Here is a 26,654-nt window from a genome sequence, read left to right on the forward strand (position 1 = left end):
GCCGCCCATTTCGTTTGCCGTTTGTGGGAGCGGTGGACGCCGTTCGCGTGTGTCTCTACATCAGGGCCTGATTCAAGGTTAGGGCTTCCCTGACGCGTTCGAGGGGGCGCGCAGCGCTCCGACAGCGTGAAAGGACGAATATGGGTCAGCTCAACGCCGGCATCGTGCCGGTCACCCCGTTCCAGCAGAATTGCACCATCCTCTTCGACATGGACGACAGGCAAGGCGTTGTCATCGATCCGGGCGGCGACATCGACAAGGTGCTGGCGGCGCTCGAGGACAATGCGATCACTGCCGGCGCGATCTGGATCACGCACGGCCATATCGACCATGCCGGCGGGGCCATGGAACTGAAGGAGGCGCTCGGTATCGAGATCATCGGCCCGCATGCCGCCGACCGGCCACTGCTCGCCAATCTCGAGAACCAGGCAAAGCGCTACGGCATCACCGATCCCGTGCGCAACTGTGTCCCTGACCGGTTCCTTGCCGAAGGCGAGACCGTTTCGTTTGGCTCACATGTGTTTGAGGTGCTCCATTGTCCGGGCCACGCACCCGGCCACGTCGTCTACTATAACCGGGCGGCGAAGTTCGCCCATGTCGGCGACGTGCTGTTCCGCGGTTCGGTCGGCCGCACTGACCTGCCGGGCGGCGATCACGCCGCGCTGATCGCCTCGATCAAGGAGAAGCTTTTGCCGTTGGGCGACGACATAGGCTTCATCTGCGGCCATGGTCCCGGCGGCCGCTTCGGTGAGGAGCGGCGGAGCAATCCGTTCCTGATCTGAAACCGCTTGCCGGAAACAAAAAGCGCGGCCTGTGCGACCGCGCTTCTTTCCGGCGGGAAACTGCCTCCGTTAATTGGCGGTGCAGAAATGCTGTTCGCCGTCATAGCCGGTGAACGTGCCGGTACGCGCGTTGAAGCTCCGGTAGCGGTCCGAGCAGTATTCGTACCAGCCGCGGGTCCACGGCTCCGCATAGCTTTCGGCATAGGCTACTCGCGGCTGTACGTAATAACGGCGCACCGGGGCAGGCCGGTAGTACTCATCATCATAGGCCGGATCGTAATAGCGGGGCTGCGGACTGGCGAGGGCACCGCCGATCAGGGCACCGGCCGCAAGGCCGAGCACGCCGGCGGCAACGGCGTCGCCGTGGCCGTGGTGGCGGCGGTGATGACGCCATTCGTCGGCATTGGCCGCGGGCAAGGTCGCAAGTGTGGTCGCAACAACCGCGGCGGACAGGATGGCAGTCTTGAAAATTCGGTTCATGTCGGTCTCCTTCGTGCCGGCCCGGGTCGTTTTCGGGGGATGCGGTCCGGCTTTAACGAAGATTAATATGCGACCGTGGCTGAACGGGGGCTGAACGAACTTTGACCGGGCGGTTCATCTAACTGGGCGATTCAAGCGTGCGGCAAACTCCGCAGACCAGACCGGCCCACGTCCATTCTGCCCAGGGCTGGTTCAGCCGATCGACAGGTTGACGGCTTTCGGACCCTTGCCGCGCTTGTCCGGCTCGGTGTCGAATGTCACTTTCTGCCCATCCTCAAGACCGGGAAGACCCGACGCCTGCACGGCCGAAATATGGACGAAGACATCTTTTGCCCCGTCGTCCGGCGTGATGAAGCCGAAGCCCTTGGCGTGATTGAAGAATTTGACGGTGCCGGTCTGCGGCATGGGAAGCTCCTTTGATCCCACAAGTCCAGTCTCGGGCCGGCAAATGCCCGGAGGGAAATTTGTCCTTTATTTTAGTGCCATCGGCAAGAGAAAGTTTTGCGGGCACCAGCAAGCATCCCGGAACACAAAAGGCGCGACGAAAACCGCCGCGCCTTTACAGAATCCAAGTTCACTCCAAAGCCTTGCAGCATCCTCACACCCCGAAAGGACGCGCGGCACGCTGTGGTTTCAGGCAGCGCGGAGATTGACCGCTTTCGGACCCTTGCCCATACGGTCGGGCTCGACATCGAAGGTGACCTTCTGACCGTCGACGAGCGTGCGCAGCCCGGAAGCCTCGATCGCCGAGATGTGGACGAACACATCCTTGGCGCCGCCATCGGGCGTGATGAAGCCGAAGCCTTTGGTAGCGTTGAAGAATTTAACGGTGCCGGTCTGGGCCATTGGGGAAACTCCTTCACCCGTGTCAGTCTTGGTGGTTCCGCCCGCGCCTGGCGCCGTGGGCAAGTCCCGGTGGTTGCTTCGGCAGTCATGCATTGGCGCATGGTAAAACCCCCCGCCGAAAACGGGGCTGTCAGAGATTCACAGTATCGGGGAAAGGTCGTCCAAAACGTTCCGCTCTCCGGGTCGCAAATGCCCGAACACAAAATTTATCGCACGGAAACGTGATGCTTGCAAGATAGAGCCGCGGGCGGCCCAACGGGCGCATCCCGACGCATCGCACCGATAGTCCCGGTTCTCCGCGCGGTCATCGGCCAGACTTCACCCAGGCATGGTCCAGCAAGCGGGACAGGTGCTGTCTTGGCTTGCGCCGCCGTACCGCCCTGGCTCGCCAGTTGCAAACAGGGGTTGCATTTAGCAGCGGAATGACGAGGATCGGCCTGACCCAGGCACCATTTGTGCAGGCAGGAGTTTCGAGGGGAGGGAACATTCATGCGGCTTCTTGCGGCAATCTTTCCGCGGCAGGTTTTTTCCATCCTGTTCCTGTCGGCAATTCTCGCAGCCTGCACCGTCGTGGTGGATGATGAGGGGGCGGGGCCGCGCCCGCCACGGCCGGGGCCGCAATTCTGCACCAAGCAATATGACCCGGTCTGTGCCCGGCGCGGCGGCGACCGCCAGACCTTTGCCAATGCCTGCCTTGCCGAACGGGCCGGATACCGCATCATTCGCGAGGGCGAGTGCCGCGGCGGCGGCGGTGGTGGTGAGGAGCAGACATTCTGCACCCGCGAATACCGCCCGGTCTGTGCCCGTCGCCATGGCGAACTGCGCACATTCCCCAACGAATGCGAAGCCCGCGCCGCGGATTATCGCGTCGTCGATGACGGGCCTTGCTAGCGCACCGGCCTCACTGTTCGTCCGGATAGGCACCATCGGCGGGGCCGACGTAGAGCTCGGCGCCGTCTTCGTTGGAGATGCGCAGGCGATCGGGGATCTGCGGCATCATCAGCGTGTGAAGCAGCGTGGCGGCGCCTTGCAGGGCGGCGCGCAGGTTCGGTGCCTCGAGCGACACTCGATCGAGTATCGCTTCGTCGGCATCGCGCGAGCGGTAGAACTCGATGACGAAGTTCAAGCACGCCTCCAGGCAGATTGTCGTGCGATCGAACCCTAGCCTTTGGACCTGGGTTTCACAGCGGTCTCCGCCTGCTTGACCGCCGAGCCGAAGGGCGAGGCCGGTTTTGCCGCCACCTTGTCCTTCTTGGGCTTGCGCGTCTCGCGATTGCTGCGCTGTTGACCCTTGGCCATTTTCTGATCCCTTATACGTGTTGCGGATTGCTTTCGGATCAGTTGGCCGGGTTGTCGACCGGTTCGAGATTGTCTTCCGTGGTGACCCGCTCATAGGTCTCCTGATCGCTGCGGATGCGATATTGCGGCGAGCCGTCCTTGACCGGCAGCCGGCTCTTGATCTGGAACAGCTCCGCGGTCTTTTGGGCAAGGCCGGTGCGGCTCTTCATACGGACGGTCTGGCCGACGGTGAAGATATGCGCCGGCGTGTCCGTGCGCCGCGCACTCTGCTGGAAGCGGATCATGTGGCGTTCTCCTGGTCGTGCTGAAGCGCTGCGTCGAGCTCGGCATGGTCAATGGCGACAAGCTGGCTGGTCGCGCTTTTCACTGTCCTTGCCGGCAGATGGATGAAAGTGGCGACGCGGCGCCAGGCAGGCCACGACATGCCGTCGATCAGCTCTTCGTCGTGGTCGATGTCATAGTCGCCGGCCGGCTGCACGCCATCCAGCCCGCCAAGCACGAACGGTGCCGCGAAATGCGCGATGGAATGGGTGGTGCGAGCAGACATTCTTGTGCCTCGAAGTTCTCGCTTGTGCCTTGAAGTTTCTCGTGCCTTGAAGTTTCTTTCCGGCCTGCCCCGGAAGCGGAGCCTGCATTGCGGTACCAGGTGTCGGCGATTTGGATAAGTTTGGCGGGCCGAGAACCCCTGACGCCGCGGGGCCAAGCATGACCCAAAACGGTTTCATACCATTAGTCTGAAAATACGGCTTATTCAAGAAGTTTTCGGCCTCTTACCCCTACCAATGCAAAATTACTTTTCTATAGTTATCTGCAGAACGATGATACGATCCCGGTGCACCTCAAAACTTGTTTGAAGAACTTCCGGAAAAATTCCTCCGGCATTTGTATTTATCCAGGTATCAAAGGATGTGAGTGATGAATTCCGCAAGAACACCTGATGTCCCGACAGTTGCAGTCAGTCCCGTCACCAAGCCGATAAAGGTCTTGTCGCCGCGCCTCACTATAAGAAGCGACGAGGCGGCGAGGCGAAGAATTGCCGACACTGACGGAACAGCGCGGCGGGCGCGCCAGCTTGCCGAAAGCAACCGCCTGATTTGACGCGCAACCATGACGCTGAATTTTCCCAACCCCAGCCGCTCCTATGACGCGGCGGCCAAGCGCATTCGTTTCGTCGGCCATGACGGCATGCTCGAAGTCCCGTTCTTTGTCGAGGTTGCGGCACTTTCGGCGGCAAACCCGGCTGCAAGCGGAGCCGAGGCCGAATTTCTCAACGCCTTCGACGCCAAGCGTTCGTCGATCCACGAGATTGCGCGCCAAGCCTACTCGCACGGCCGCAAGAACATGTATGTGCTGACGCCGACCGACTTTCGGTAAGTTCCCGGGTTCGGAGGTTTGCTTCGCAACGACCGCCGTCTGCTCTTGCACGTGCCGCAGCGATGGCCTAGATCGCGGCAGGCGGACAACACGGCAGGTTTCCCATCAACAGAAATCCGAGACGACCGGCAGGCGCACGTTACGGCTCAGGCGGACAGCCGCCGCTGGGGCTCGACCAGCACGTGCAGCAGGCGCTGCAGTTGCACCAGGCGGGGCGCCGGCAGGAAGCCGAGGCGCTTTACCGTCAGGTGCTGTCGCAAAAGCCCAACCACCCGGCTGCTGCGCATTTCCTCGGGCTTCTGCTGCACCAGACCGGGCGCAGTGCCGAGGGGCTGGCGCTGATCGAACAATCGGCGCGTCTGCAGCCGAACAATCCGGATTTCCTCAACAATCTCGGCACCGTACTGCGCGACCTCGGCCGGGTAGCGGCCGCCGCCGATCTCTTCCGCAAGGCGGTGGCGATCCGGCCGGAGCAGTTGGCGGCGCGTGACAATCTCGGCTCGTCGCTGAAGCAGCTCGGCCGATTCGAAGGCGCCGAGGATATTTATCGCGGCACGATCGGCCGCAACCCGTTCCATGTCCGCGCCCGCGTCGGGCTTGCCGAAACGCTGCAGGAAGCGGGCCGGCTGGGTGAGGCACTGGCTGTTTTTCGCGAGGCACTGACGATCCGGCCGAAGGATGCCGATCTTTTGCACGGCTTGGGCGTCGGGCTGATGGAAAAGGGCAATCTCGACGAGGCTGCCGATCTTTTCAGGCAGGCGCTGGCGGTGGATCCCGGCATGGCCAGAGCCTGGCTAATGCTCACCCAGGTCAAGCGCCAGGAGGAGCGCGACGCCGAGCTTGCCCGCATGGAGGCGGAGCACGCCAAGGCGCCGCAAGGCAGCCTGGCGCGCATGCAGCTTTCCTTCGGCCTCGGCAAGGCCAATGACGACCTCAGGGAATATGGCCGCGCCTTCGACTATTTCGCCGAAGGCAACGCGATCCGCCGCCAGGGCATCGACTACGACGCCGGCAAGACGCGCGGCGAGTTCGAGGCGATGAAGGCGGTGTTCGACAAGGCCTTTTTTGAAAAGCACAGGCCGAGCGGGATCGCCGACGCCACGCCGATCTTCGTCGTCGGCATGCCGCGTTCCGGCACCACGCTGGTCGAGCAGATCATCGCCAGCCATCCGCAGGTCTATGGCGCCGGCGAGCTCAGCATTTTGAAGACGGCGGTTGGCAAGCAGTTTCCGCTCGGCATGAAGGGCGGCTTTCCCTGGGGCATCACCGACATGCCCGACAAGGCCTATGCCGAGGCCGGCCAGGCCTATCTCGACATGCTGCACGCCCGCTATCCGGGTTCTCGGCACGTCACCGACAAGATGCCCGGCAATTTCCTCTTGGTCGGCTTCATCCATATGATGCTGCCGAAGGCCAAGATCATCCATTGCGCGCGCGATGCGGCGGCGACCTGCCTGTCGATCTACAAGGTGCATTTCCGCGGCGACAGCCACCGCTACGGCTACGACCTCGGCGAGCTCGCCGATTTCCACAATCTCTACACCGATATCATGGCGCACTGGCACGCCGTGCTGCCTGGTGTCGTGCACGACGTTCGCTACGAGGATTTCGTCGCCGACCAGGAAGGCCAGTCGCGGGCGCTGATCGCCCATCTCGGCCTGCCGTGGGACGACGCCGTGCTGTCGTTCCACAACACCGACCGGCCGGTGCGCACGGCGTCGGCCGCGCAGGTGCGCCAGCCGATATATCAGGGCTCGGTCGATCTGTGGAAGCGCTATGGCGACCGGCTGAAGCCGCTGCTCGACCGACTAGCGTAATGCGTTGCGGACCTACAGCTCCAAAAACGGCTGGAAGCCGCCAAAGATCATGCGCTTGCCGTCGAACGGCATGGTCTCCCAGTCCGGCTTGAGGCGCGGATCGGCCATCACCTTGGCCATCACCGCGTCACGATTCTGCCTGGATTCATAGACGATCCAGGAGAAGACGACGACCTCGTCTTCCTTGGCCTGCACGGCGCGCGGGAACGAGGTGAGCTCGCCATAGGGTACGTCGTCGCCAATGCATTCGACATAGGCCAACGCGCCATGCTCCTTCCAGACGGCGCCGGCCGTCTGCGCCATTTTCTTGTAGGCATCGAGATTTGCCTTGGGCACGGCCAGTACGAAACCGTCGACATAGGACATCTGTCTTCCTCCATGCGATTGTTTTCCTCTCCCTCTAGAGCGGGGAGAGGTGATTTCAAACACAGCCTGTGTTGGATGTTAAGCTGCTTTCACCGGTGCGTTCATTGCCCATTCGACGCCGAACGGATCACGCATATTGCCCCAGCGGTCACCCCAGAACATCACCTGCAACGGCACGACTTCCTCGCAGCCCGCCTCGATGGCCCGCTTCCACCAGGCGTCGATGTCGTCGCTGCCGAGATGGAGCTGCATGGTGTAGCCCTGCGGCTTCACAGCGGCCATTCCATGCTCGGGATAGAAGTCGGAAAGCATCAGGGTCGAACCGTTGATGTGGAGATGGATATGCATGGTGCGGCCCTGTTCATCCGGCGGATAGGCAAAGACCTGCTCGGCACCGAAGGCCTTTTGGTAAAATTCTGCGGCTTTGAAAGCGCCGTCCAACTGAAGGTAGGGCGTCAATCCGCCAAGCACTTTGGCGGCGGACTGGGTCTGTGGCTGGTCATTCATATCATGCTCCTCTTTGCGTCTGGTTTGCCTTTGCGAACCACAGGACGAACGGAACGGCGACGATCCTACACGGCCGATGGCTTTTTTGGACTCGAAATGGCGTCTGCTGCCAGGCCAACTGCCACCTTTCAACCTTCGATGCGAATCCGCGGGCTGTTTTGCGCGTCGACGACGATTTCCGGCCAGCCGATATCTTTGCGCAGCTCGATCGGCAATGAAAGGATGGCGCGTTCGCTGCGATAACGAGCGCGAGCCGCCGAGTAACGCGTTACGGCGTGACCTATGGATGACAGAATAGACATGATGCTTTCTCCTCGATTGGCGCCGGCATCACCGTGTCGGCGTCCCAAGGACGTGGCATGCGATCATCATCCGACAGGGCACCGGAATTTTTCTCGCAATTTTTCAGCTGCCCGCTTCGGCAACCTCCTGGAAGAACCCCTCCGGGTCGTCGACTTCGGTCAGCCGCCGTTTCTTGATCAGCCAGAAGCGGTTGCCAACCGCGCGGATGAAGGAGCGGTCGTGCGAGGCAAGCAGGCAGCTCGCCTGACGTTCCAGCAATTCCGCTTCCAGCGCTTCCTGGCCATCAATATCGAGGTGGTTAGTCGGCTCGTCGAGCAAACAGAAATTGGGATTGGCGAGCCTGAGCGCCAGCATCATCAGCCGTGCCTTCTGTCCGCCCGACAGCACGCCGATTCTGCGCTCCTGCATGTCGATGCTAACGCCGGCGCCCGCCAGCAGCGAGCGGGCGCGCTGCTCGCCGACATCGAATCTGCGCGAGAGCATCGCCAGCGGCGTGTCGTCGCCGCTGATGCCCGACAACGCCTGGTCGCTATAGCCGAGCACGGTCGACGGCGTCACCTTCACGCCTTGCGCCGCCGTTTGCGGCGCGACGATGGCATTCCGGATCAGGCCGATCAGCCGTGATTTGCCGACGCCGTTACGGCCGAGCAGGACGATGCGGTCGCCTTGGCAGATGTGGCGCTTGCCGGTGCTGAACAGAACCGTGCCGTCGGGTGTTCCGACCGCCAAATCTTCGAGCGTGATCAGCACCTTGGCATGGCTGCCGCGATTGGCGAGCTTGATCGTGCCCGCCGATCTTTCGCGGTGTGCCGGCGCTGCCGCTTCTTCCAGACGCTCTGCCCGCTGGTTAAGCTGCTTGGTCTTGACCGTCAAAAGGTCGCTGCCGGAATTGATCCCGATATTGTTGAGCTTGGCCGCCTGCCGGCGCAGCTGCTGCGCCACTTTCATGTCGCGCTGGAATTTGCGTTCGGTCGAGGCGTCGACCTCGTCCAGCGCAAGCCTCGCCCGCGAATAGGGCAGCGAAAACACCGGCGATTGTTCGGGACGCAGGAACAGCGTGCGGTTGGTCGTCGCGTCGAGGAACGCCCGGTCGTGGCTGGCGATCACCACCGGCACCTCGCGCGGCAAGGCGTTCAGCCAGGTCTCGAGCTGGCTGATCTTGGCGAGGTCGAGATGGTTGGTCGGTTCGTCGAGAAGCAGGACGTCAGGATCGGTGACCCAGACGCGCGCGATCAGCGCCAGCCTTTGCCAGCCGCCGCTTAAGGCCAGCATCGGCCGCTCGCGCATCGGCTGCGGCACGTCGAGCGAGTCGAGAACCACATCGACGCGCCATTGCTCGCCTTCGGCCTGCTCGGCTGGCAAGGCGTCTGCCACCACCTCATGAAAGCTGCGCCCGGCCAGCGCAGCGGGGATGACCTGCTCGACATAACCGATGCGCAGGCCGCGCGTGCGGGTGATGTCGCCTGTGGTGGCTTCGAACTCGCCCGTCAGGCACCTCAAAAAAGTGGATTTGCCGCGACCATTGGCGGCGACGATGCCGAGCCGGTCGCCGGCGCCGATGGTGAGGTCGAGATGGGAGAAGAGCGGCGCACTCATGGTGACGCCGAGGGACTTGAGGCTGATCAGGGCCATGTCGATTTCTCTGGTCTGTCCGGAGTGATTCCGGCTGATGCACTTTGACGGTGCGCAGGCTGGCCATCAGGCTCGGCGTTGCAGCACCACGAAAGGCGGACCAAAAAAATCGAAGCGGGAAGAAAAACCCGGACCGTCTCTGGTCAGCCCTGCAAGCAAGCTCGCAGGGCAGAGACAGGGCCGCGCTGACGGTGGTGGTCGAAAAACACGCAGCCCTCCTTTCAAGACGTTCGAGTATAGGGATTGGGTTACACCAGGGGTGGGGCCGATGGCAAGCGGTTGGCGCTGGAGTGAGCGAGCGCCGAAGCTGCCAATCTCCCCCACAAGGGGGGAGATTGGCTGCGGTTTCGCCGGCACTTTTCCCTCGACCGGCTTCTCGGTCCGCCGCACCGTCATCTCGTCCAGTGAGTTCTTCCTGAACAGCGGTTTGGTCGGTTCACCCGGTATACCGAAATCCGAGCCGTGCGCCTCCTGCGCCGACTGTTTCTTGAACAGCGAACGGGACACCGCGCCTGACGGTGTCGGCATGTCGGTGCCAGGCCCCATATCGTCCAGCGACGGCTTGGCGAACAGCGGCTTCTTGACCGGCACAGCGCCGTCGGCGCCCATTTCGTCGAGCTCCGGCTTGCGGAAGAGGTTGGGCCGGGCAGCCTTGGCCGCCTCTTCGGCGGCATGTGCCTCATCGAGCTTGCGGAAACGCTCCTGTTCCTCTGCTGTACGATGTTTGGCCACGCCCTTGTTGTGCTTGCCCTTTTCGCGGCCCGAGACCGGGCTTTCCATGTCGGCATATTTGGCCAGCGGATCGTCGGAGATGGACAGCTCCATCTCTCGCAGCCGCTTGATCTCGTCGCGGATGCGGGCCGCCTTCTCGAAGTCGAGATTGGCGGCGGCGTCGCGCATCTGCTTGTCCATCGCGTCGAGATGGGCTTTCAGATTGTTGCCCATCATCGCGCCGGCGCTGTCGGTGAACTGCGAGATGTCGGCGCGGACATGGTCCTTCTCGTAGACCGAATCCAGAATGTCCGAAATGCGCGACTTGACCGATTCCGGGGTGATGCCGTTGGCCGCGTTCCACTCCATCTGCTTTTCACGACGGCGGTTGGTCTCGGCCATCGCCCGCTCCATAGAGCCGGTGACCTGGTCGGCATAGAGGACAACCTTGCCGTCGACGTTACGCGCGGCGCGGCCGATGGTCTGGATCAGCGACGTCTCTGAGCGCAGGAAACCTTCCTTGTCGGCGTCGAGAATGGCGACGAAGCCGCATTCGGGAATGTCGAGGCCTTCGCGCAGGAGGTTGATGCCGACCAACACGTCGAAGGCGCCGAGGCGCAGGTCGCGCAGGATTTCGATTCGCTCCAGCGTGTCGATATCGGAGTGCATGTAGCGGACGCGAATGCCCTGCTCATGCAGATATTCGGTCAAATCCTCGGCCATGCGCTTGGTCAACACAGTGACCAGCGTGCGGTAGCCGGCCCTAGTGGTTTCGCGGATTTCGCCGACGACGTCGTCGACCTGTGTCTTGGCCGGGCGCACTTCGACCGGCGGGTCGATCAGGCCGGTCGGGCGGATGACCTGCTCGGCGAAGACGCCGCCGGACTGCTCCATCTCCCAGGCGCCAGGCGTCGCCGAAACCGCGACGGAGAGCGGGCGCATGGCGTCCCATTCCTCGAAGCGCAGCGGCCGGTTGTCCATGCAGGACGGCAGGCGGAAACCATACTCGGCCAGCGTCGCCTTGCGGCGAAAGTCGCCGCGATACATGCCGCCGATCTGCGGTATGGTGACGTGGCTTTCGTCGACAAAGACCAGCGCATTGTCGGGGATGTATTCGAACAAGGTCGGTGGCGGATCGCCCGGCTGGCGGCCGGTGAGATAGCGCGAATAATTCTCGATGCCGGCGCAGGAGCCGGTCGCTTCCAGCATCTCCAAGTCGAAGCGGGTGCGCTGCTCCAGCCGCTGCGCCTCAAGCAGGCGGCCAGCCTTTTCAAGCTCTTGCAGGCGATACTTCAGTTCTTCCTTGATCGACTTGATGGCTTGATTCAAGGTCGGGCGCGGCGTCACATAGTGCGAATTGGCGTAGATCTTGACGCTCTTCAGCTCGCCGGTTTTCTGGCCGGTCAGCGGATCGAATTCGGTGATCGCCTCGATCTCGTCGCCGAAAAGCGAGATGCGCCAGGCGCGGTCCTCGAGGTGGGCCGGGAAGATCTCGATCGTGTCGCCGCGCACCCTGAAGGAGCCGCGGACGAAGTTGATGTCCTGGCGCTTGTATTGCTGGGCGACGAGGTCGGCGAGCAGCGCGCGCTGGTCGAGCCGGTCGCCGATCTGCATCTGGAAGGTCATCGCCGTATAGGTCTCGACCGAGCCGATACCGTAGATGCAGGACACCGAGGCGACGATGATGACGTCGTCGCGCTCGAGCAGCGAGCGCGTCGCCGAATGGCGCATGCGGTCGATCTGCTCGTTGATCGAGGATTCCTTCTCGATGTAGGTGTCGGTCCGAGGCACATAGGCCTCGGGCTGGTAATAGTCGTAGTAGCTGACGAAATACTCGACGGCGTTTTCAGGGAAGAATTTCTTGAACTCGGAATAGAGCTGCGCGGCAAGCGTCTTGTTGGGCGCCAGGATCAGAGCGGGGCGTTGCGTCTCCTCGATTACCTTGGCCATGGTGAAGGTCTTGCCCGAGCCGGTGACGCCGAGCAGCACCTGGGTGCGGTCGTTGCTGTTGACGCCCTCGACGAGATCCTTGATCGCCGTCGGCTGGTCGCCGGCCGGCTGGAAATCCGAGACCATCCTGATGGCGATGCCGCCTTCGGATTTCTCCGGCCGGGCAGGACGGTGCGGCGTCCACATCACGCCGTCCTTGTGCAGCGGATTGCCGGATTCGATCAGCGCCGACAGCGCCGCGACGGTGGCGGTGACGCCGCCCGAGGCCATGGTCTCGGCCTCTTCCAGGGAGACATCGAGGCCGGCGACAGGGTTGAGACCGGCCGCAGTACGCTCCCGCGCCGAAGCCGCGCCGCCCATCGAGGTACCGCGTGCCGTACGGCCGGGGGAAGACGAGCGCTCCGGGATTTTCTTCGCCGGCTTGGCGCCTTCCCTCCCCCTCGAGGGGAGGGTGGCGGCGGAGCCGCCGGGTGGGGTCGGTGCGGCAGTGCTCGGCGCTCCTTTGCGTGCCGCGCTGCCTCCGGCGACCCCCTCTGTCGCCTTCGGCGACATCTCCCCCTCGAGGGGGGAGATTTGGCGCCCTTCCTTCTCGGCTTCCTGCTCGATCTGCTCGGCCCAGTCGGCGATCGAGCCGGTCAGCGGCGCGCCGGTGAACTCGGCCTGCGGCGCCTCGGCAAAGCCGCCCTTGCACAGGGGCTCCGAGGCATCGAGGAAATCGGTCAGCCGACTGCGCCGCTTGGGCGGCGAAGCGCGCTCGTCATTCGCCGGCGGCGGCGTTTTCTTGTCGGAGAGTCTGGCCATGGCCCGAATATGGGAGGTATCGGCCAAAATGGAAAGAGCGGAGTGGCGGGTGGCGCGAGGCGCAATTTGGCTGCTGACAGCAGGCTGTCAGGAGTGACGTCGAACCACGCCCTCAATTAAACCACAGCGCAAACGTCAGAAACCCGGCGCCGCCGAACTGGCGCTGGATCTGGTTGAACTCCTCGCTGGTGAGAACCTTGCCGCGTTCGAGATAGGGCGCGATGGCCGGGCCGGTGATCGACAGCACCAGGTCGAAGGGTTTTGGCTCGTCGAAGAAGCGCTTCATGTTGATGCCTTTGTCGGCGATGCGGAAATGCGGCAGCAAGCTGCGGCCTTCCAGAAGATCCTCGGCCATGGCCAGGGCGGCGAGCCAGGCCTGCACCTGCTGCTCGCCGACGTCGAGGCCGGTCAGCGGGCTGGCGCCTTTCTGCTGCGGCCCGGGCAGCCATTCGCGGTCATTGTCGGTTTCGGCGCGGATGGCTTTCCAGTCCTCGCGCGACAGCCGGATCATTTCCATGAGATGGCGGCGTGCCGCTTGCCGGCGCTCAGGCTCGACCACTTGCCAGTTGATGAGATGCACCAGGGAGATGAAGTCGGCGAGGCGCCATTCGGACGTCAGAATGCCGCCGCCCATGCCGCCGTCCAGCGGCACGAGCGTGTCCTGCAGCGGCAGTTTTGCGCGCGGGAACAGCATGTGGAAGGAGCCGTCGAACGTGTTCCTGAAATCATGCGCCAGCCAGAAGTCGGCCTGCGCCATCAGGAACTCGGCATAGCCCTGCAGCCAGTAGCCGTCGGCGCGGTCGAATCGGAAGGTGAGGGCGGGTGCGGCCACGTCTGGCGCACCGCTGCCGCGTGACAGAGACGCCATGATCGCGGCAGCACTTTCGTCCGGCGCGATCATGCCGTCTTCGTTGAGGTCTATGCCGAGGCGGGTGAGGTCGATGACCATGCTGATGTCCGCGTCGGCGGGCACCGAACCGAGCGTGGCTGCGGATTTCTCCAGCCTGTCGCGGAAGGCAACGAGAATGGCGCGGAATTGCTCGTAGGTCAGCGGCTCGGGATTGGCATTGTCCGGCACCGGCAGCCGCATCAGCGGCAGCATGAAGGATTGCGGGCTTTCGAAACCGTGGCGGTGCAGGCCGCCGGCCAGGATCTCCAGCGCGGTGAAGAATTCGCCGGCGCCGGCGGCGTAGGCAGCTGCCGGATCGCCGGGCGCTGCGGTTTCCAGCGCGGCAAGGGCGCCGTCGCGCTCATTCACCGTTTTTGCCTCGAACAGGGCGGCCTGTTCGGGAGCCGCGGCACTGGCTGAAGCCAGCGGCAGGAGAAGAATGATGGCGCACGCCACCAGCCTGGAAAAACGCTTCATCGTGATCGCCCCTTTTGTCGCTCCGCAGTGGATCATACACGCATTTGGTTCGCTGCGCCTGTGGCCCTGTGGTTCACCCATAATAGTCGACGCTTCAATCAAGCCGGCGGACGGTCTACACAAGGCAAACGATTGGGCGTCGCGTGTCGAACTATCCGCTTTCCTACAAACTGTCCTGGCTGCCACGCTTCCTCTGGCCTTCGCTCGATGGCGACGCGCGCGGCTTTGCTCCGGCGGCCGCAGCCCTGCTCGAACCGCCGCCGGCGCGGACGGTGCGGCTGGCTTTCGTCGGCGATATCTCGGCGGTGGCCAATCGCCGCGCGCCGGACTGCGATCCGGCGATTGCGGCACTGCTTGCCTCGGCCGATCTAGTGGTCGGCAATTGCGAAAGCCCGGTGGTGGAGCGGCCGAGCGCTGTTTTGGGTACAAGGTTTGGCACGCATCACGCGATGAGCGAGCGGTTCCTTGCCGAGGCCCTGGCCGCCGTCGGCATCCCGCGTGAAAAACTGGTACTGTCGCTGGCCAACAACCATGTGCTCGACCAGGGTATTGCCGGCTTCGACGAGACCGTCGCCGCGCTGGAGCAATTAGGCATCCGCACGATCGGCACTGCGGCTCCGGTCGAGCGGTTTGCGGTTGGTTCGCTGACCATTGGCCTTGCCGCCTTTACCTTGTGGCGCAATACGGGCGCGGCTCAGTTCGCGGGCCGAGTCTCGATGCAAGGCGATCCGACGCAATGGCCGCGCGACGCCGCTTCGGGTGTCGATCTCCTCTGCGCGGTACCGCATTGGGACTGGGAATTCCGGCATTTTCCGCGTGCGAAGACGCGGGCACTGGCGCGGCTTCTGGCCGAACATGGCGTCGGCCTGGTCGCCGGACATCACGCCCATGTCGTTCAGCCGATCGAGCGGATCGGCCAGACGCTCGTTGCCTATGGGCTCGGCGATTTCATCGGCACCGCCTTCGCGCGGCAGCCATGGCCGGGCCGCATCGGCGCCATTCTCGTCGTCGACATCAGCGCCGATTCCGGCACGCGCGGGGCCATCGCCGCCTACCGGCTGCATGCCTTCATGCGGCTGTGCGCCGGCGATCACGAGCGGCTGGTCCCGGTCGAAGCGCTGGAAGGAAAATTGGGGCAAAGGGTTCTGGCCCGCCTCGATGCGATCTTCGGTGCCGTGCGCTGACGGCCGCGCTGACGCGGTCCACCAAACCGGCTATCATGCTCAACGCGGGCAGGCTTGTGGCGGCGGTGGGTGATGGAAACTGCGGATTTCATGCCGAGCGAAGCGGTGATCGCCGGCCTCAGGAAGAACATCGAGGCCTATGAGGCCGAAAGAGCTTCGGCCCATCGCCGGACGCGCTGGCGGGTGCCACTTTTCATCGGGCTGGTGCTGGTTTTCGTGGTGTTTGTGGCCTGGCTCTTCAACGGGGTTGCCGACCCGAACGAGCAGTGGTTCTCGACCCCGCATGTATTCCTCTATATCGGCGGATTCCTGGCGGCGATCCTGCTCTATTTCCGGGCGATCAAGCCAGCGAGCAAATTGCAGCAGTCGTTTCGCAACAGTTTGCTGCCGATCGTCTTCGGCTTCATCCAGGACGTGCGCTATCAGCATGGCGTAACGCCGAACTCCTTCGATCGGCTACCACGCGAGACGATTGGCGCGTTCAACCGTTCATATTTCGAGGACATCGTTTCCGGTCGGTACGAAGACTTTGCGTTCGAGCTCTATGAGGTGACGCTGCTGGAGAGGAACGGCAAGACCACATCGCAGGCCTTCAAGGGCGTCATTATCGCGTTCGACACCATTGCGCCGTTCCCGGGAATATTGGTGGCGGCGCGCCGTGCCAATATGGTGGTCGGTTTCTTCCGAGGCATGTTCGGCGGCAAGACAGAACAATTGTCATGCGGCGTACCCGAACTCGACGCCGCCTATGAGTTCCACACCGACAACATCGAAGCGGCGCGGCCGCTGGTGACCGGCCGGCTGGCGCAGGCGCTCGAATGGCTCGGCGAAACATGGCCGAAGGAACCGGCACGCGTCGCGCTCAACGGCAGCGACGGCTTTCTGCTGCTTCCGCAGACGAAGAACTTCTTCGAACTGCCGGACATCTCTGTGCCGCTCGACTATGCCAAGCATGTTGCGCCGATGATCGCCGACATAGCCACCATCCTGGCGACCGCGGCACTGGTGCGCAAGATCGGCGTGAAGGACGAGGAGGCGGGTTAGTCCGGCTGGGCGGTCAGCAATCGAAGCCGCGTTGGCTACGCATGTAGGCGACTTCTTCCTTCGACATCGACCTGAACATCACACAAACGGTGAAACTGCCAACCTGGTGACCGTTTCTGGTGTATCCCCAGTCGGAAATATCGTCTCGGTTGAATTCGATATACTGGCCAGCCACGACGTTGTGGACACTATGTGGCTCATTCGCCAATATCCCCACGAATCCGTTTTCGGTCCGCTGGAACGGGATGACCCAGAAGTGTTCGGTGACGTTTCCGTCCTTGATCATCACCTTCAGTTTGAATGTGTCCGTTCCAGGTGGCGGTTTCTGGGATAATGCCAGGAATTCATCCAAGCTGGCACGTGCCTGTGCAGTCGCCGCCGCCATATCTGGATCGTCAGGCGCGACTGCGACGACGCTGTCGTCGCCCTGACTGGAATCCTGAGCCTCGGCGGATATCGGAGCAAGCGCTAGCATCAGGGACAGAATCGCGCGGGACAGGTGCTTCATGGAATGGCGCCCTTACAATGGTCAGCATCATCATGGATCCGTTCGTATTTTCAATCATAGCGCGAAAAATACATTCACTGCAACCATAAGAAAATGCTCCTGATGCCGCAACTGCCGCTCTAGTTCTGCTACGCACTCCGGCTATGGTTTTTGCCGGAAGCTCGCGCTATCTCTGAGGCGGCGAGGGGTAGCATGATCGAAGAACGCAAGGGGTTTCGCCTATCGCGGCGGCTGCTGTTGGGTGCGGCGGTGGTCGGCGGCGCGATGCTGTGGGGCGGCACGACCGTGGCGCGGCTGGCGCGCGGTCCGTCCGGGCAGAAGAATTCCGGACGCATCGCCGACATTGACGGCATCGACCTGGCGCAGAAGCCGCTGGAGGGCCCGCCAGCCTACGATCCGTCGCTGCCATGGCTGACCAAGGGCGGCAACATCAACGATGCCAGCGGCCTGTCGATGACGCCGGTCTATGGCGTCGTCGAAGTCAGCGAGGAAGACCACATTGCGAGTGCGCTGGCCTTTGCCCGCACCAATGGCCTGAAGGTCTCGGTCGCTGCGGTCCGCCATTCGATGGGCGGCCACGCTTTCGACGACAACGCACTGGTCCTCGACATGCGCAAATTCAACAAGGTCAGCATCGACGCGGCGGCGAAGACGATGACCTTGCAGCCGGGCGCGCGCTGGCACGACATCCAGAACCTTTTGCACCCGCACTTCGCGGTGAAGGCGATGCAGTCGACCGACATCTTTTCGGTCGGCGGCTCGCTGTCGATCAACGCGCATGGCATGGACCACCAGGCCGGCTCGGTCGCCGGCTCGATCCGTTCGATGCGGGTGATGCTGGCGGACGGTTCGGTGACAACCTGCTCACCGGCCGAAAACACCGAGCTGTTCCGCCACGTCGTCGGCGGCTACGGCCTGTTCGGCGTGGTGCTGGAGGCGACACTCGACATCGTCGACAACGTCGTCTACCGGACCTCGCGCGAGATCATCAAATCGGACGATTTTCCAAAGTTCTTCGCCGAGGTGCTGGAGCCAAACAGGACGATCGGTCTGTTTTATGGGCATCTGTCGACTGCGCCGGGTAATTTCCTCGAGGATATGATCGTCTACCGCTATGACAAGGTGGCCGACCAGCCGCCGGCCGACCAGCCGGCAATCGGCGAGCCCGGTTCGGTCGGGCTCAAGCGGGTGATCATCAACCTGGCGAAATGGGGCAGCCTGTTCCAGGAGCTGAAATGGTTCACCGAAAAGACGCTGGAGCCGCAATTCGAGAGCTGCACGGTGGCGCGGACGACGGCAATGGCCGAGGGCGAGGCCTGCCTCGTCACGCGTAACAATCCGATGCACGATTCAGTGCCCTATCTGTTCAACGATCTGCTCGACGAGACCGACATACTGCACGAATATTTCATCCCGCGGGCCGCCTATAACCCGTTCATCGCGGAAGCGCGCGAGATCCTGCGCAACCAGAGCCTGCCGGTGCTCAACGCGTCGGTGCGCATCGTCCACAAGGAGGATGTGGCGCTGAATTATGCGCCGGAGCCGGCCTATTCGCTGGTGCTCTACATCAATCAGCCGACCGACGCCGACGGCAATGCCAGGATGCGGGCGCTGACAAGGGCGCTGATCGATGTGACGATCAAGCATGGCGGGCGTTTTTTCCTGCCCTACCAGCTCCATTATACGGGCAACGAGCTGCTTGCCTCCTATCCGGAACTGCCGTCCTTCCTGGCGAAGAAGCGGCAATACGATCCGGACGAGCTGTTTTCGTCGATTTTTTATCGCGCCATCAAGGCATTGATCGGCACGGCCTGAGCGGCGGCTACAGACCGTCAGGCAGTTTAGCCGCCAGCCAGTTCGCCGAACGCCTGGCGATGCCGATCGTTGCCGACGCGGCGCGGCCGAGATCGGTCGTGACCACGGCGTAGCCGGCCTTCGTGCGGTAGAGCACGGCGCGGCCGCCATCAACCGCCGCTTCATAGGCGACCGGCCGGGCGGCTTCCGTTTCCGTCGCCGTTGCCTGCGTTCCGACCGCAGCACTGGGCCGATGGCTCAGCTCCGGTGGCAGCGGGTCTGTCGCGGCCGTGCTGGCCGTCGTCAATTCAGGCTCGGAAGCGGTCGCCGCGAGCTGCGATGACGAGTTCTGTGTCCGGCAGATGCCGGAGACCAGCGGATAGTCGAAATTGCGCTCGTGCAGCATCTGGCTTTTCATCGCCGCTTCGCATTCGGCGATGGTCGACCATTTGGCGGGCGTCTCGCCGATATATTCGCAAAGCCTGGCGTCGCAATCGCAGCCGACGATGGTCATGGCGACAAGGGCGGTCTTGATCACGGTCTTGTCCCTCCGAGTTGCCCGGCGCATGTGCGCAGGACAAATTGCTGCGGCGTCATCAATCGTTGCGGAACAAGGCGGGATTTGGCCGCGATTGTGGAATGAGCGTGGCGGAGCCTCACGCAACGTCTTGCCGGGGCGGGCTGTGACCGAAAGGCCTCAGTAATCGTAGACGTGCTCGAGCCTGGCGCCCGCCGTCATCAGCGCCGGCAGCACGAGGTGCAGCTTGCGCACGGCGACGGTCAGGCCGGTGCGGCGCGTCGAAGGTTCCGCCGGAAGCGGGTAGCTGAACAAGGTGCGTGCGCCTTCGGGAACATTGATCTCGTCATTGGAAAGCATGGTGATCATGATCTCGTCATTGCCGCCGATCTCGACGAAGGAGACGCCCTTGCCGATCAGGCGCGGGATCATGTCGGTGAACACCTGGTAGCGCCTGGTGACGAAGACCGTGCCGTCGGCGCCGAGATCGCGCTCCAGCAAGGTGTCGGGCTCGTTGCGCGTCACCTCGCTGACCGGACCCTTGGCCCAGACGTGAATGTCGAGCAAGGCCGGGTCGGTGGTGGCGGCGAGCGCCGACTTGATCAGATCGGCGTAGCCCTGCTTGATCGTGTCGGCGAGGCCGAAGGCGAGCTTGCGTTCACTGGTGCGGACAGCGCTGTCGTCCGCTGCCGGCTGGACGGCAAACAGGCCGGCACGCTTTTCGGCATAGGGAAACTGGTACCACGGCACCTGGTCGAGAAAACCGGCATAGTCCGCCGCCACCTTCGCCTGGTAGATGTCGACCGCGGTGCGCTTGCCGGCTGTCGCTTCGGTGACGCGGCCGACCGTATTTTCATAGGCCCACTGGATGGCGTGCTCGATCGTGTGGCTGGTGCCGATGATCACCAACATCTGGTGGTTGTCGAGGTTGAACTTGTAGGTGGAACTGGCGCGGATGACCATCGCATAGTCCTGCCAGAAGCGGCCGATATAGGAGAGATATGGAAAACCGCTCGGCTGGTTCTTGTCGACGAAGCCGGCATATTCGCGGGCGGCGTAGACGATGGCCCATTCCGGATAGGTGAGAAAGGTCGATTCCTCCGGCCGCTGGTAGCCGGGGATCTCGGCACGGACCTTGTCGGCCAGCGCCTTCGGCGGGGCACCCTCAGTGACGCCCGGCAATGGTGTTGTGTCCAGCGACGGCGTCGTGAGAAAGCCGTAGGCCAGCCCGGCGATCGGGATCAACACGACAATGACGACGACCCAGAGGATCGCCTTGATGATGCGCTTCAGCCAGCGGAACAGGAACATGGCCGGTCAGGCCGTGGCGAAATGGTCGTACACACGTTTCGACAGCCAGAACCCGACATAGACGGCGAAGCCGCCGATGACGATGTGCGGCAGGTTGGCGAAGAAGCGGGCCGGGAATTCGATGTCGTTCAGGGAACGGAAGCCGTTGATGAAAATGCCGCCATCGAGGCAGCCGGAACCGGTGACCAGGCCGAGCACGCCGTCGAACAGATAGACCGAGCCGAACAGCTTGAAATAGAACACCGCCTGGCGGTGCGAGATGAAGGCGGCCGCCAGCGCCCAGACGCCGGAGAAGGCGTGCAGCAAATCGTCGTACCATTGCAGCGAGAACAGGCCGAACAGATTGCCGCCGGCATCGTTGAAGGCCGGCACATAGCCGACCGCAACAACGCCGAAGAACAGGAAAGCATAGGCAACAGCAAGCTTCTGGATGAGCGTCATGAAATGTCCCCCTGCCGTCAGCCCTTTTAAACGGCCCCCGACGGCAAATGGATAGTAGCTGATTTTGGCGCAGGGTGAAGCGTCGCCGGCAAAATCGTCAGGCGGGGTCACAAAGACAGTCGGCGCCGGGATTTCTCCCAGCGCCTCCCTGTCAGATCAGGACACGGTCGCGGCAGCAACTCCCGAAAGATATCGCGCCAAGCCGGCCTTGATTTTGACGGTCCTGCCAGTCGCCGCCCGAGGGCAGCGTCCGTTCCGGACCACGCCGGTCTCCGCTCTTGCAAGCTTTGCCCAGCGCGCCATCGAAGGTTTTTGCCGTCCTTCATGGCAGCATCGGTCCGCCGTCGGCGTTCGCACGCTTTCCGCGGCCCCGTAGGTCTCGGCGTCCATCTCTCCAACAAGCAAGCCTGTTCTCGTTCAGGGCCGTACGGGCCTCAGGAAATCCGCCGTTCCGCTTTACCTTTCGGCGTGGCGATCGGTAGCCGCCTGAGATGGGTTTAATGTACGCCGGGTAAGTGTTTAGCGAAACTACCGCGAGCCTGTGGATAGCGGGATTATCGGGGACTGACCCTGCCAAAATAGCGACTTACCGATCTCTGCCGCCGCCGGCCGGGCTTTGCCGCCTCGATGCCGAAGCCGCATTGTCGGCAATCGACCCTTGCCCCGCGGCCCGGCGCGGGCTTCAATGCCGGCAAATGATTGGAAGGCGTGTTCGATGGCCTTGGGGAGGCAGGCTTGAAGGTCGCGGTGATTCTCAATCCGATCGCCGGCGGCGGCAGGCTCAAGCGGCATTGGCCCGAGGTTGCGGCTTCGCTGAAAAGACATTTCGGCGATTTCGAGCTGCGTGAAACGCAGGCCGAGGGGGATGCCGAACGGCTGGCGCTCGACCTTGCCGCCATCGGCTTCGAGCTGGTGATCGCGGCCGGCGGCGACGGCACCGCCAGCGAGGTCGCCGACGGGCTGCTGAAGGCTTTCCGGGAAAGCGGCCGGACGGCCGAACTCGGGCTGGTGCCTTGCGGCACCGGCATCGACTTCGCCCGCGGGCTCGGCCTGTCGAACAATGTCGATCTGACACTAAAGCGGATTGCCGAGGCCAAGCCGCGCAAGGTCGATGCCGGCTGCATCAGCTATGTCGACGACCATGGCGCGCTGGCCAGTCGCCATTTCATCAACATCGCCAGCCTCGGGCTTTCCGGCGCCACCGACCGCGCGGTCAACGCCGACAAGCGCAAGGGCAAGGTTTCGGCCAAGGCGCTGTTCTACTGGCGCACGGTCTGGGAATTCCTCCGTTACCGCTTCCAGGACGTTGCGATCACCATCGACGACGGCGCCCCGGTCGAGGCGCGCATGGCGCTGGTGGCGGTGGCCAACGGCAAATTCTTCGGCGGCGGCATGATGATTGCGCCCGACGCCGAGCTTAACGACGGCGCGTTCGACATCGTTATCCTGCGCGCCGCCGGCAAGCTGAAGCTGATCTGGGACATCCGCCTGCTCTATGGCGGGCGGCACCGCAACCATCCGGCGATCACCATTTTGCGCGGCAAGAAAGTGGTTGTCGAGCCGCTCGGCGATGTGCAAAAGAACGCCGCGCTGATCGACATAGACGGCGAATCGCCGGGTCGCATACCGGCAACTTTCGAAATTCTGCCCGGTGCCTTGACGCTGAGATATTGAATCAAGTCGTTGAGACTTTGAATCAGGTCTTCCCGGCCTTGCTTCCGACGATCTGTCCAATCAACTGAAATCAATTGATAATCTGGCTAATCTCAGCTTCGAGCTTAGCCGGGAAACCAGTCGCGCGCAGCTCGGTGCCGACCGCATCCTCGAGCAGCTTCACGATCATGGTCGACCAGGCGCTGCCGCCATAGGCCTGCTTGCCCTGCTGAAAGATCGCATCGACATGTGATGCAAGCGCGAGCGGCACGCCGAATTTTTCGCCCATGCCGAGCGCGAAGCCGAGATCCTTCAGTGCCAGGTCCATGGTGAAGCCGATGTCGTAGGAGCCGTTCAGCACCAGCTGGCTTTCGGTCTCGTGGACGAAGCTGTTGCCCGAGGAGGCGACGATGGCGTGATAGGACTGGGCAAGGTCGAGCCCGCTTTTCTTGGCCAGCATCAGCGCTTCGCCGGCGGCAACGAGATGGATGAAGGCCAGCATATTGGTGATCACCTTGATCGCCGCCGCCGAGCCGACCGGACCCATCAGGAAAGACCGGGCGCACATCGCCTCGATGGCCGGCCGGTGGCGGGCATAAAGCGCTGCCTCGCCACCGACCAGCGCGGTGATCTTTCCGACAGCCGCCAGATGCACGCCGCCGGTGACCGGGCATTCGAGCGTCTCGACGCCTGCTGCTGAAGCCAGTGCCGCGAGCCACACGATCTCGTCCTGGCCATTGGTCGACATCTCGATCCAGCTGCCGCCGCTGGGCAGGCCTTCGAGCAATCCGTCGGGGCCGGCCAGTACCGCCTCGCTGACCTTCGGCGAGGCCAGGCAGGTGATGGCATTGCCGGCGCGGGCGGCGGCGTCGGCCGGGCTGTTGGCGGCTTCGGCGCCGAGCAGCACAAGGCGCTCGACGGCGGCGGGGTCGCGATCGTAGACGCTGACGGCAAAGCCGTTGCGGATCAGGCTGGCGGCGAGCTGGCCGCCGAGATGGCCAAGACCGATGAAGGCATATCCCTGACGCGTGCTCACGGCATCAGCGGCGTCTGCATCATCTGCAAATGCAGGTCCTTGCCGGTCCAGGGATGCGCCTCGCAGACGGCTTCGTCGAGCTCGACGCCAAGGCCCGGCTCCTGAGACGGGATGACGTTACCGTCCTGCCATTCGATCTTCTTCTTGAGCAGCTTCGCGTGAAAACCGTCCCACTGCTTCAGCGATTCCAGAATGAGGAAGTTGGGCAGCGTCACCGCGAGCTGAATGTTGGCGGCGCCGACGATCGGTCCGCAATAGCAGTGCGGCGCGATCTGGATGTGATAGGCTTCGGCCATGGCGGCGATCTTCTTGGTTTCGAGAATGCCGCCGGAGCGGCCAAGGTCGGGCTGAAGAATGGTCGCCGCACGGTTCTCGATGACGCGGGCAAATTCGAATTTGGTGGTAAGTCTTTCCCCTGTTGCGATGGGGATCGAAGTGCCCCTTGCGACCTGAGCCATGACCTCGGGCATGTCGGGCGGCACCGGCTCCTCAAACCACAGCGGATCATAGGGCTCGATGGCACGGGCGAGGCGCAGCGCACCGGAAGCGGTGAACTGGCCGTGCGTGCCGAACAGGATGTCGGCCCTGGTGCCAACCGCCTCGCGGATCGCTTTGACCATGCGGGCGGAGAGGTCGATGTCGACGAGGCGCGGCTGGTGGCCGTCGAAGGCGGTGTAGGGGCCGGCCGGGTCGAGCTTGACGGCGTTGAAACCCTGCTCGACATATTCGAGCGCGCAGGCTGCAGCCAGATCGGGATCGTTGTAGACGTTCTTGCCGCGGGCGTCCTCGGAGTGGACGCTGCCGCTGTGCGGGTAGAGGTAGGTATAGGAACGCAGCGTTTCGTGCACCTGGCCGCCAAGCAGCTTGTAGACCGGCTTGCCGGCCTCCTTGCCGATGATGTCCCAGCAGGCGATTTCGAGCGCCGAGAAACAGCCCATGCCGGACACGTCGGGGCGCTGGGTGAAGCCGGATGAATAGGCGCGGCGGAAGAAGGTCTCGACGTCGTGCGGATCGCGGCCGACGAGATAGCGCTCGGCCATGTCCTCGACCATTTTTGCGGTGACATGGGCCGAGAAGGTGGCGTTGTAAGCCTCGCCATAGCCGACCACGCCGCCATCGGTGGTGAGCTTGACGAAAATGAAATACTTGCCGCCGATGCCGGGTGGCGGATTGCCGACCACCCAGGTCTTGACGTCGGTGATCTTCATTTCTGATCCTCCAGAACCAGTTCGGCGCCCTTCCATCCGGTCATGATAGCGGCGGCGTTGGTGTTGCCGGTGATGTTGTCGGGAAAGATCGAGGCATCGATGACACGCAAGGCGTCGATGCCGTGCACCTTCAGGCGCGGATCGACGACGGCGCGCGCCGCGTCCGGCCCCATGCGGCAGGTCGAGACCGGGTGGTAGACGGTGCCCGAGCGCTTCCTGAAATCCTGAATGAGATCCGCATCGGAGGTGATCGACGGACCCGGCAAAACCTCTTCCTCGATGATCTCCGCCATCGCCGGCATCGAAGCGATCTTCCGGACGAATTTCACCGCCGCAAGCATTTCGGCGACATCCGCCTCGGTCGAAAAGGCGTTGGCGACGATTCTGGGATAATCGCACGGATTGGCGGAGCGGATCATGATTTCGCCGCGGCTCGACGGACGGCAATTGGACAGCCCGATGGAAAAGCCCGGCCATGGATCGGGCGTCAGGATCGGCCGTTCGCCGCTCTTCGGAATGACGGTCGAAAACGCCTGGAAATAGAGCTGCATGTTGGGCCGTGCCGTGGCCGGATCGGTGCGGAAGAAGCCGCCGGCATTGTTCATCGACAGCGACAGCGGGCCTGAGCGCAAAAACACGTACTGCATGCCGACCAGCAGCTTGCCCCACCACGGGCGCAGGATCTGGTTGAGCGTCGGCAGCCTGCCCTTGAAGGTGTAGTTGATGCCGACATGGTCCTGCAGGTTTGCCCCGACATTTTCGTTGGCGTGAACGACGGGAATGCCCAGACCACCAAGCAGCGTCGATGGACCGACACCGGTGAGCTGCAGCAGTTGCGGCGAATTGACCGAACCGCCCGACAGGATGACCTCGCGGCCGGCACGGGCGGTCTTTGTCTCGCCATTCTGGAGATACTCGACGCCGACGGCACGCTTGCCCTCGAACAGGATTTTTGTCGCCAGTGCATTCATCTCGACGCGAACGTTTTTGCGCTTCGTCGCCGGGCGCAGGAAGGCGCGCGCAGCCGACATGCGGCGGCCGTTCCTGGTGGTGATCTGGTAGACGCCGACGCCTTCCTGCGAGGCGCCGTTGAAATCCGGGTTGATCGGCAGGCCGGCCTGATTGGCGGCGGCGAGATAGCGCTTGGTGAGTGGATGGACGGAGGTCGAGCAGTCGGTGACGTGCAGCGGGCCGCCGACGCCGCGCCATTGGTCGGCGCCGGCCTGATTGTCTTCCAGCGCCTTGAAGGCGGGCAGCAGGTCGTCGAAGCCCCAGCCGGGATTCCCGGCCGCTGCCCAAGCGTCGAAATCCTCGCGCGCGCCCCTGATCCAGACCATGGCATTGATCGAGCTCGAGCCGCCGAGCAGCTTGCCGCGCGGCCAGTGGTCGACATTGCCGGCAAGCCCGGGGTCCGGATCGGCTTTGTAGTTCCAGTTGACCGCCGGGTCGAAGAAGGTTTTGCCGTAGCCAAGCGGCATCTGGACGTAGAAGCGGCGGTCGCTGCCGCCGGCCTCGAGCACCAGCACCGAGAAGCGGCCGGAAGCCGACAGCCTTTCGGCCAGGACCGAACCGGCCGAGCCGGAGCCGACGATGATGAAGTCATATGTTTGCATGGTGGCTGCGGCTGGCTCCGGAATTCGGCTCTAACCTAGGCTTCGGCGCGACGCGGCGTCGCCGGGTCTTCCGGCATCCGATGTGAAAAAAGCGACTGGCAACTTCGTTTG

28 protein-coding genes are annotated in these 26,654 nt (G+C 63.1%); 8 read left to right on the plus strand and 20 right to left on the minus strand.

The window, feature by feature from the left end; translation table 11 throughout:
- Positions 1-140 precede the first annotated feature (140 nt).
- Positions 141-782 carry an MBL fold metallo-hydrolase gene (locus AC0L2Y_RS20535; RefSeq protein ID WP_352508119.1) on the plus strand — a complete coding sequence of 214 codons (642 nt, stop codon included), beginning with the start codon at positions 141-143 and terminating at the stop codon, positions 780-782.
- 69 nt (positions 783-851) lie between these two features.
- Here AC0L2Y_RS20535 and AC0L2Y_RS20540 read toward each other — a convergent pair whose 3' ends face one another.
- The 3 genes from AC0L2Y_RS20540 to AC0L2Y_RS20550 form a co-directional block, all read right to left on the minus strand.
- Positions 852-1,262: a BA14K family protein gene (locus tag AC0L2Y_RS20540; protein ID WP_023678410.1), complete on the minus strand. Its 411-nt coding sequence runs from the start codon at positions 1,260-1,262 to the stop codon at positions 852-854.
- A gap of 192 nt (positions 1,263-1,454) precedes the next feature.
- Positions 1,455-1,667, minus strand: coding sequence for a cold-shock protein (locus AC0L2Y_RS20545; protein WP_006202521.1), 213 nt, complete (start codon positions 1,665-1,667; stop codon positions 1,455-1,457).
- Between the two features lie 228 nt (positions 1,668-1,895).
- Positions 1,896-2,108: a cold-shock protein gene (locus AC0L2Y_RS20550; protein WP_006202520.1), complete on the minus strand. Its 213-nt coding sequence runs from the start codon at positions 2,106-2,108 to the stop codon at positions 1,896-1,898.
- 489 nt (positions 2,109-2,597) lie between these two features.
- On the opposite strand from AC0L2Y_RS20550, the gene AC0L2Y_RS20555 reads away from it, so the two are divergent.
- Positions 2,598-2,999 carry a Kazal-type serine protease inhibitor family protein gene (locus AC0L2Y_RS20555; RefSeq protein ID WP_473559037.1) on the plus strand — a complete coding sequence of 134 codons (402 nt, stop codon included), beginning with the start codon at positions 2,598-2,600 and terminating at the stop codon, positions 2,997-2,999.
- Between the two features lie 10 nt (positions 3,000-3,009).
- Here AC0L2Y_RS20555 and AC0L2Y_RS20560 read toward each other — a convergent pair whose 3' ends face one another.
- The 4 genes from AC0L2Y_RS20560 to AC0L2Y_RS20575 are packed head-to-tail and all read right to left on the minus strand — an operon-like array spanning position 3,010 to position 3,954.
- Complete coding sequence (locus tag AC0L2Y_RS20560) at positions 3,010-3,234, minus strand: hypothetical protein (RefSeq protein ID WP_292661267.1); 225 nt, start codon at positions 3,232-3,234, stop codon at positions 3,010-3,012.
- A gap of 35 nt (positions 3,235-3,269) precedes the next feature.
- A complete protein-coding gene (locus AC0L2Y_RS20565) occupies positions 3,270-3,407 on the minus strand; it encodes a hypothetical protein (RefSeq protein WP_352489015.1) in 138 nt (45 codons plus the stop codon).
- A 38-nt stretch (positions 3,408-3,445) separates the two neighbouring features.
- Positions 3,446-3,691: a hypothetical protein gene (locus AC0L2Y_RS20570; protein ID WP_352489017.1), complete on the minus strand. Its 246-nt coding sequence runs from the start codon at positions 3,689-3,691 to the stop codon at positions 3,446-3,448.
- Positions 3,688-3,954, minus strand: coding sequence for a hypothetical protein (locus AC0L2Y_RS20575; RefSeq protein WP_473559040.1), 267 nt, complete (start codon positions 3,952-3,954; stop codon positions 3,688-3,690). The genes AC0L2Y_RS20570 and AC0L2Y_RS20575 overlap by 4 nt, the downstream gene beginning before the upstream one ends.
- A 560-nt stretch (positions 3,955-4,514) precedes the next feature.
- On the opposite strand from AC0L2Y_RS20575, the gene AC0L2Y_RS20580 reads away from it, so the two are divergent.
- Positions 4,515-4,781 carry a DUF1488 family protein gene (locus tag AC0L2Y_RS20580; protein ID WP_473559041.1) on the plus strand — a complete coding sequence of 89 codons (267 nt, stop codon included), beginning with the start codon at positions 4,515-4,517 and terminating at the stop codon, positions 4,779-4,781.
- Positions 4,782-4,963: 182 nt separating this feature from the next.
- The gene (locus AC0L2Y_RS20585) at positions 4,964-6,598 is read left to right on the plus strand and encodes a tetratricopeptide repeat-containing sulfotransferase family protein (protein ID WP_473559042.1); all 1,635 of its coding nucleotides are present in this window, start codon (positions 4,964-4,966) and stop codon (positions 6,596-6,598) included.
- A 12-nt stretch (positions 6,599-6,610) separates the two neighbouring features.
- Here AC0L2Y_RS20585 and AC0L2Y_RS20590 read toward each other — a convergent pair whose 3' ends face one another.
- The 6 genes from AC0L2Y_RS20590 to AC0L2Y_RS20615 form a co-directional block, all read right to left on the minus strand.
- The gene (locus AC0L2Y_RS20590; protein ID WP_473559043.1) at positions 6,611-6,964 is read right to left on the minus strand and encodes a DUF1428 domain-containing protein; all 354 of its coding nucleotides are present in this window, start codon (positions 6,962-6,964) and stop codon (positions 6,611-6,613) included.
- Positions 6,965-7,042: 78 nt separating this feature from the next.
- Complete coding sequence (locus tag AC0L2Y_RS20595; protein ID WP_254819275.1) at positions 7,043-7,471, minus strand: VOC family protein; 429 nt, start codon at positions 7,469-7,471, stop codon at positions 7,043-7,045.
- A gap of 128 nt (positions 7,472-7,599) precedes the next feature.
- Entirely contained in the window at positions 7,600-7,773 is a 174-nt protein-coding gene (locus AC0L2Y_RS20600) for a hypothetical protein (protein WP_023719167.1), read from the minus strand.
- 103 nt (positions 7,774-7,876) lie between these two features.
- Positions 7,877-9,406, minus strand: a complete 1,530-nt coding sequence (locus AC0L2Y_RS20605) for an ABC-F family ATP-binding cassette domain-containing protein (protein ID WP_473559045.1) — start codon at positions 9,404-9,406, stop codon at positions 7,877-7,879.
- 66 nt (positions 9,407-9,472) lie between these two features.
- Positions 9,473-12,868: an excinuclease ABC subunit UvrB gene (gene uvrB, locus AC0L2Y_RS20610; RefSeq protein WP_473559047.1), complete on the minus strand. Its 3,396-nt coding sequence runs from the start codon at positions 12,866-12,868 to the stop codon at positions 9,473-9,475.
- A gap of 112 nt (positions 12,869-12,980) precedes the next feature.
- Entirely contained in the window at positions 12,981-14,234 is a 1,254-nt protein-coding gene (locus tag AC0L2Y_RS20615) for a hypothetical protein (protein ID WP_473559049.1), read from the minus strand.
- Between the two features lie 143 nt (positions 14,235-14,377).
- Here AC0L2Y_RS20615 and AC0L2Y_RS20620 point away from each other — a divergent pair, with 143 nt between their 5' ends.
- Both AC0L2Y_RS20620 and AC0L2Y_RS20625 read left to right on the plus strand, forming a co-directional pair.
- Complete coding sequence (locus tag AC0L2Y_RS20620) at positions 14,378-15,418, plus strand: CapA family protein (RefSeq protein ID WP_473559051.1); 1,041 nt, start codon at positions 14,378-14,380, stop codon at positions 15,416-15,418.
- Between the two features lie 72 nt (positions 15,419-15,490).
- Entirely contained in the window at positions 15,491-16,462 is a 972-nt protein-coding gene (locus tag AC0L2Y_RS20625) for a hypothetical protein (RefSeq protein WP_473559053.1), read from the plus strand.
- Positions 16,463-16,475: 13 nt separating this feature from the next.
- On the opposite strand, the gene AC0L2Y_RS20630 is transcribed toward AC0L2Y_RS20625, so the two are convergent.
- The gene (locus AC0L2Y_RS20630) at positions 16,476-16,970 is read right to left on the minus strand and encodes a YegJ family protein (protein ID WP_473559054.1); all 495 of its coding nucleotides are present in this window, start codon (positions 16,968-16,970) and stop codon (positions 16,476-16,478) included.
- Between the two features lie 192 nt (positions 16,971-17,162).
- Here AC0L2Y_RS20630 and AC0L2Y_RS20635 point away from each other — a divergent pair, with 192 nt between their 5' ends.
- Positions 17,163-18,785: an FAD-binding oxidoreductase gene (locus tag AC0L2Y_RS20635; protein WP_473559056.1), complete on the plus strand. Its 1,623-nt coding sequence runs from the start codon at positions 17,163-17,165 to the stop codon at positions 18,783-18,785.
- 7 nt (positions 18,786-18,792) lie between these two features.
- Here AC0L2Y_RS20635 and AC0L2Y_RS20640 read toward each other — a convergent pair whose 3' ends face one another.
- From AC0L2Y_RS20640 to AC0L2Y_RS20650, 3 genes are all read right to left on the minus strand, one after another.
- Complete coding sequence (locus tag AC0L2Y_RS20640) at positions 18,793-19,302, minus strand: hypothetical protein (protein ID WP_473559058.1); 510 nt, start codon at positions 19,300-19,302, stop codon at positions 18,793-18,795.
- A 159-nt stretch (positions 19,303-19,461) separates the two neighbouring features.
- Positions 19,462-20,592: a hypothetical protein gene (locus AC0L2Y_RS20645; protein ID WP_473559059.1), complete on the minus strand. Its 1,131-nt coding sequence runs from the start codon at positions 20,590-20,592 to the stop codon at positions 19,462-19,464.
- A gap of 6 nt (positions 20,593-20,598) precedes the next feature.
- Positions 20,599-21,033 (minus strand): hypothetical protein, encoded by a 435-nt coding sequence (locus AC0L2Y_RS20650; RefSeq protein WP_473559061.1) that lies wholly within the window; start codon positions 21,031-21,033, stop codon positions 20,599-20,601.
- Positions 21,034-21,768: 735 nt separating this feature from the next.
- Here AC0L2Y_RS20650 and AC0L2Y_RS20655 point away from each other — a divergent pair.
- A complete protein-coding gene (locus AC0L2Y_RS20655) occupies positions 21,769-22,707 on the plus strand; it encodes a diacylglycerol/lipid kinase family protein (protein WP_473559062.1) in 939 nt (312 codons plus the stop codon).
- A gap of 70 nt (positions 22,708-22,777) precedes the next feature.
- Here AC0L2Y_RS20655 and AC0L2Y_RS20660 read toward each other — a convergent pair whose 3' ends face one another.
- Genes AC0L2Y_RS20660 through AC0L2Y_RS20670 form a run of 3 tightly spaced genes read right to left on the minus strand, consistent with a single transcriptional unit; the run spans position 22,778 to position 26,543 of the window.
- Positions 22,778-23,722: an NAD(P)-dependent oxidoreductase gene (locus AC0L2Y_RS20660; RefSeq protein ID WP_473559064.1), complete on the minus strand. Its 945-nt coding sequence runs from the start codon at positions 23,720-23,722 to the stop codon at positions 22,778-22,780.
- Positions 23,719-24,930, minus strand: a complete 1,212-nt coding sequence (locus tag AC0L2Y_RS20665; protein WP_473559065.1) for a mandelate racemase/muconate lactonizing enzyme family protein — start codon at positions 24,928-24,930, stop codon at positions 23,719-23,721. Before AC0L2Y_RS20665 ends, AC0L2Y_RS20660 begins: the two co-directional genes overlap by 4 nt.
- The gene (locus AC0L2Y_RS20670) at positions 24,927-26,543 is read right to left on the minus strand and encodes a GMC family oxidoreductase (RefSeq protein ID WP_473559067.1); all 1,617 of its coding nucleotides are present in this window, start codon (positions 26,541-26,543) and stop codon (positions 24,927-24,929) included. The genes AC0L2Y_RS20665 and AC0L2Y_RS20670 overlap by 4 nt, the downstream gene beginning before the upstream one ends.
- Between the last annotated feature and the right edge of the window lie 111 nt (positions 26,544-26,654).

The sequence above is a fragment of the Mesorhizobium sp. WSM4830 genome, from assembly GCF_055811495.1.

Excerpts from the sequence above, each read along its gene's own strand:
- AC0L2Y_RS20535 (WP_352508119.1), top strand. The coding sequence starts at position 141 with ATGGGTCAGCTCAACGCCGGCATCGTGCCGGTCACCCCGTTCCAGCAG.
- AC0L2Y_RS20540 (WP_023678410.1), bottom strand. The coding sequence starts at position 1,262 with ATGAACCGAATTTTCAAGACTGCCATCCTGTCCGCCGCGGTTGTTGCG.
- AC0L2Y_RS20545 (WP_006202521.1), bottom strand. The coding sequence starts at position 1,667 with ATGCCGCAGACCGGCACCGTCAAATTCTTCAATCACGCCAAGGGCTTC.
- AC0L2Y_RS20550 (WP_006202520.1), bottom strand. The coding sequence starts at position 2,108 with ATGGCCCAGACCGGCACCGTTAAATTCTTCAACGCTACCAAAGGCTTC.
- AC0L2Y_RS20555 (WP_473559037.1), top strand. The coding sequence starts at position 2,598 with ATGCGGCTTCTTGCGGCAATCTTTCCGCGGCAGGTTTTTTCCATCCTG.
- AC0L2Y_RS20565 (WP_352489015.1), bottom strand. The coding sequence starts at position 3,407 with ATGGCCAAGGGTCAACAGCGCAGCAATCGCGAGACGCGCAAGCCCAAG.
- AC0L2Y_RS20570 (WP_352489017.1), bottom strand. The coding sequence starts at position 3,691 with ATGATCCGCTTCCAGCAGAGTGCGCGGCGCACGGACACGCCGGCGCAT.
- AC0L2Y_RS20575 (WP_473559040.1), bottom strand. The coding sequence starts at position 3,954 with ATGTCTGCTCGCACCACCCATTCCATCGCGCATTTCGCGGCACCGTTC.
- AC0L2Y_RS20580 (WP_473559041.1), top strand. The coding sequence starts at position 4,515 with ATGACGCTGAATTTTCCCAACCCCAGCCGCTCCTATGACGCGGCGGCC.
- AC0L2Y_RS20590 (WP_473559043.1), bottom strand. The coding sequence starts at position 6,964 with ATGTCCTATGTCGACGGTTTCGTACTGGCCGTGCCCAAGGCAAATCTC.
- AC0L2Y_RS20595 (WP_254819275.1), bottom strand. The coding sequence starts at position 7,471 with ATGAATGACCAGCCACAGACCCAGTCCGCCGCCAAAGTGCTTGGCGGA.
- AC0L2Y_RS20600 (WP_023719167.1), bottom strand. The coding sequence starts at position 7,773 with ATGTCTATTCTGTCATCCATAGGTCACGCCGTAACGCGTTACTCGGCG.
- AC0L2Y_RS20605 (WP_473559045.1), bottom strand. The coding sequence starts at position 9,406 with ATGGCCCTGATCAGCCTCAAGTCCCTCGGCGTCACCATGAGTGCGCCG.
- uvrB (WP_473559047.1), bottom strand. The coding sequence starts at position 12,868 with ATGGCCAGACTCTCCGACAAGAAAACGCCGCCGCCGGCGAATGACGAG.
- AC0L2Y_RS20615 (WP_473559049.1), bottom strand. The coding sequence starts at position 14,234 with ATGAAGCGTTTTTCCAGGCTGGTGGCGTGCGCCATCATTCTTCTCCTG.
- AC0L2Y_RS20625 (WP_473559053.1), top strand. The coding sequence starts at position 15,491 with ATGGAAACTGCGGATTTCATGCCGAGCGAAGCGGTGATCGCCGGCCTC.
- AC0L2Y_RS20630 (WP_473559054.1), bottom strand. The coding sequence starts at position 16,970 with ATGAAGCACCTGTCCCGCGCGATTCTGTCCCTGATGCTAGCGCTTGCT.
- AC0L2Y_RS20635 (WP_473559056.1), top strand. The coding sequence starts at position 17,163 with ATGATCGAAGAACGCAAGGGGTTTCGCCTATCGCGGCGGCTGCTGTTG.
- AC0L2Y_RS20645 (WP_473559059.1), bottom strand. The coding sequence starts at position 20,592 with ATGTTCCTGTTCCGCTGGCTGAAGCGCATCATCAAGGCGATCCTCTGG.
- AC0L2Y_RS20650 (WP_473559061.1), bottom strand. The coding sequence starts at position 21,033 with ATGACGCTCATCCAGAAGCTTGCTGTTGCCTATGCTTTCCTGTTCTTC.
- AC0L2Y_RS20665 (WP_473559065.1), bottom strand. The coding sequence starts at position 24,930 with ATGAAGATCACCGACGTCAAGACCTGGGTGGTCGGCAATCCGCCACCC.
- AC0L2Y_RS20670 (WP_473559067.1), bottom strand. The coding sequence starts at position 26,543 with ATGCAAACATATGACTTCATCATCGTCGGCTCCGGCTCGGCCGGTTCG.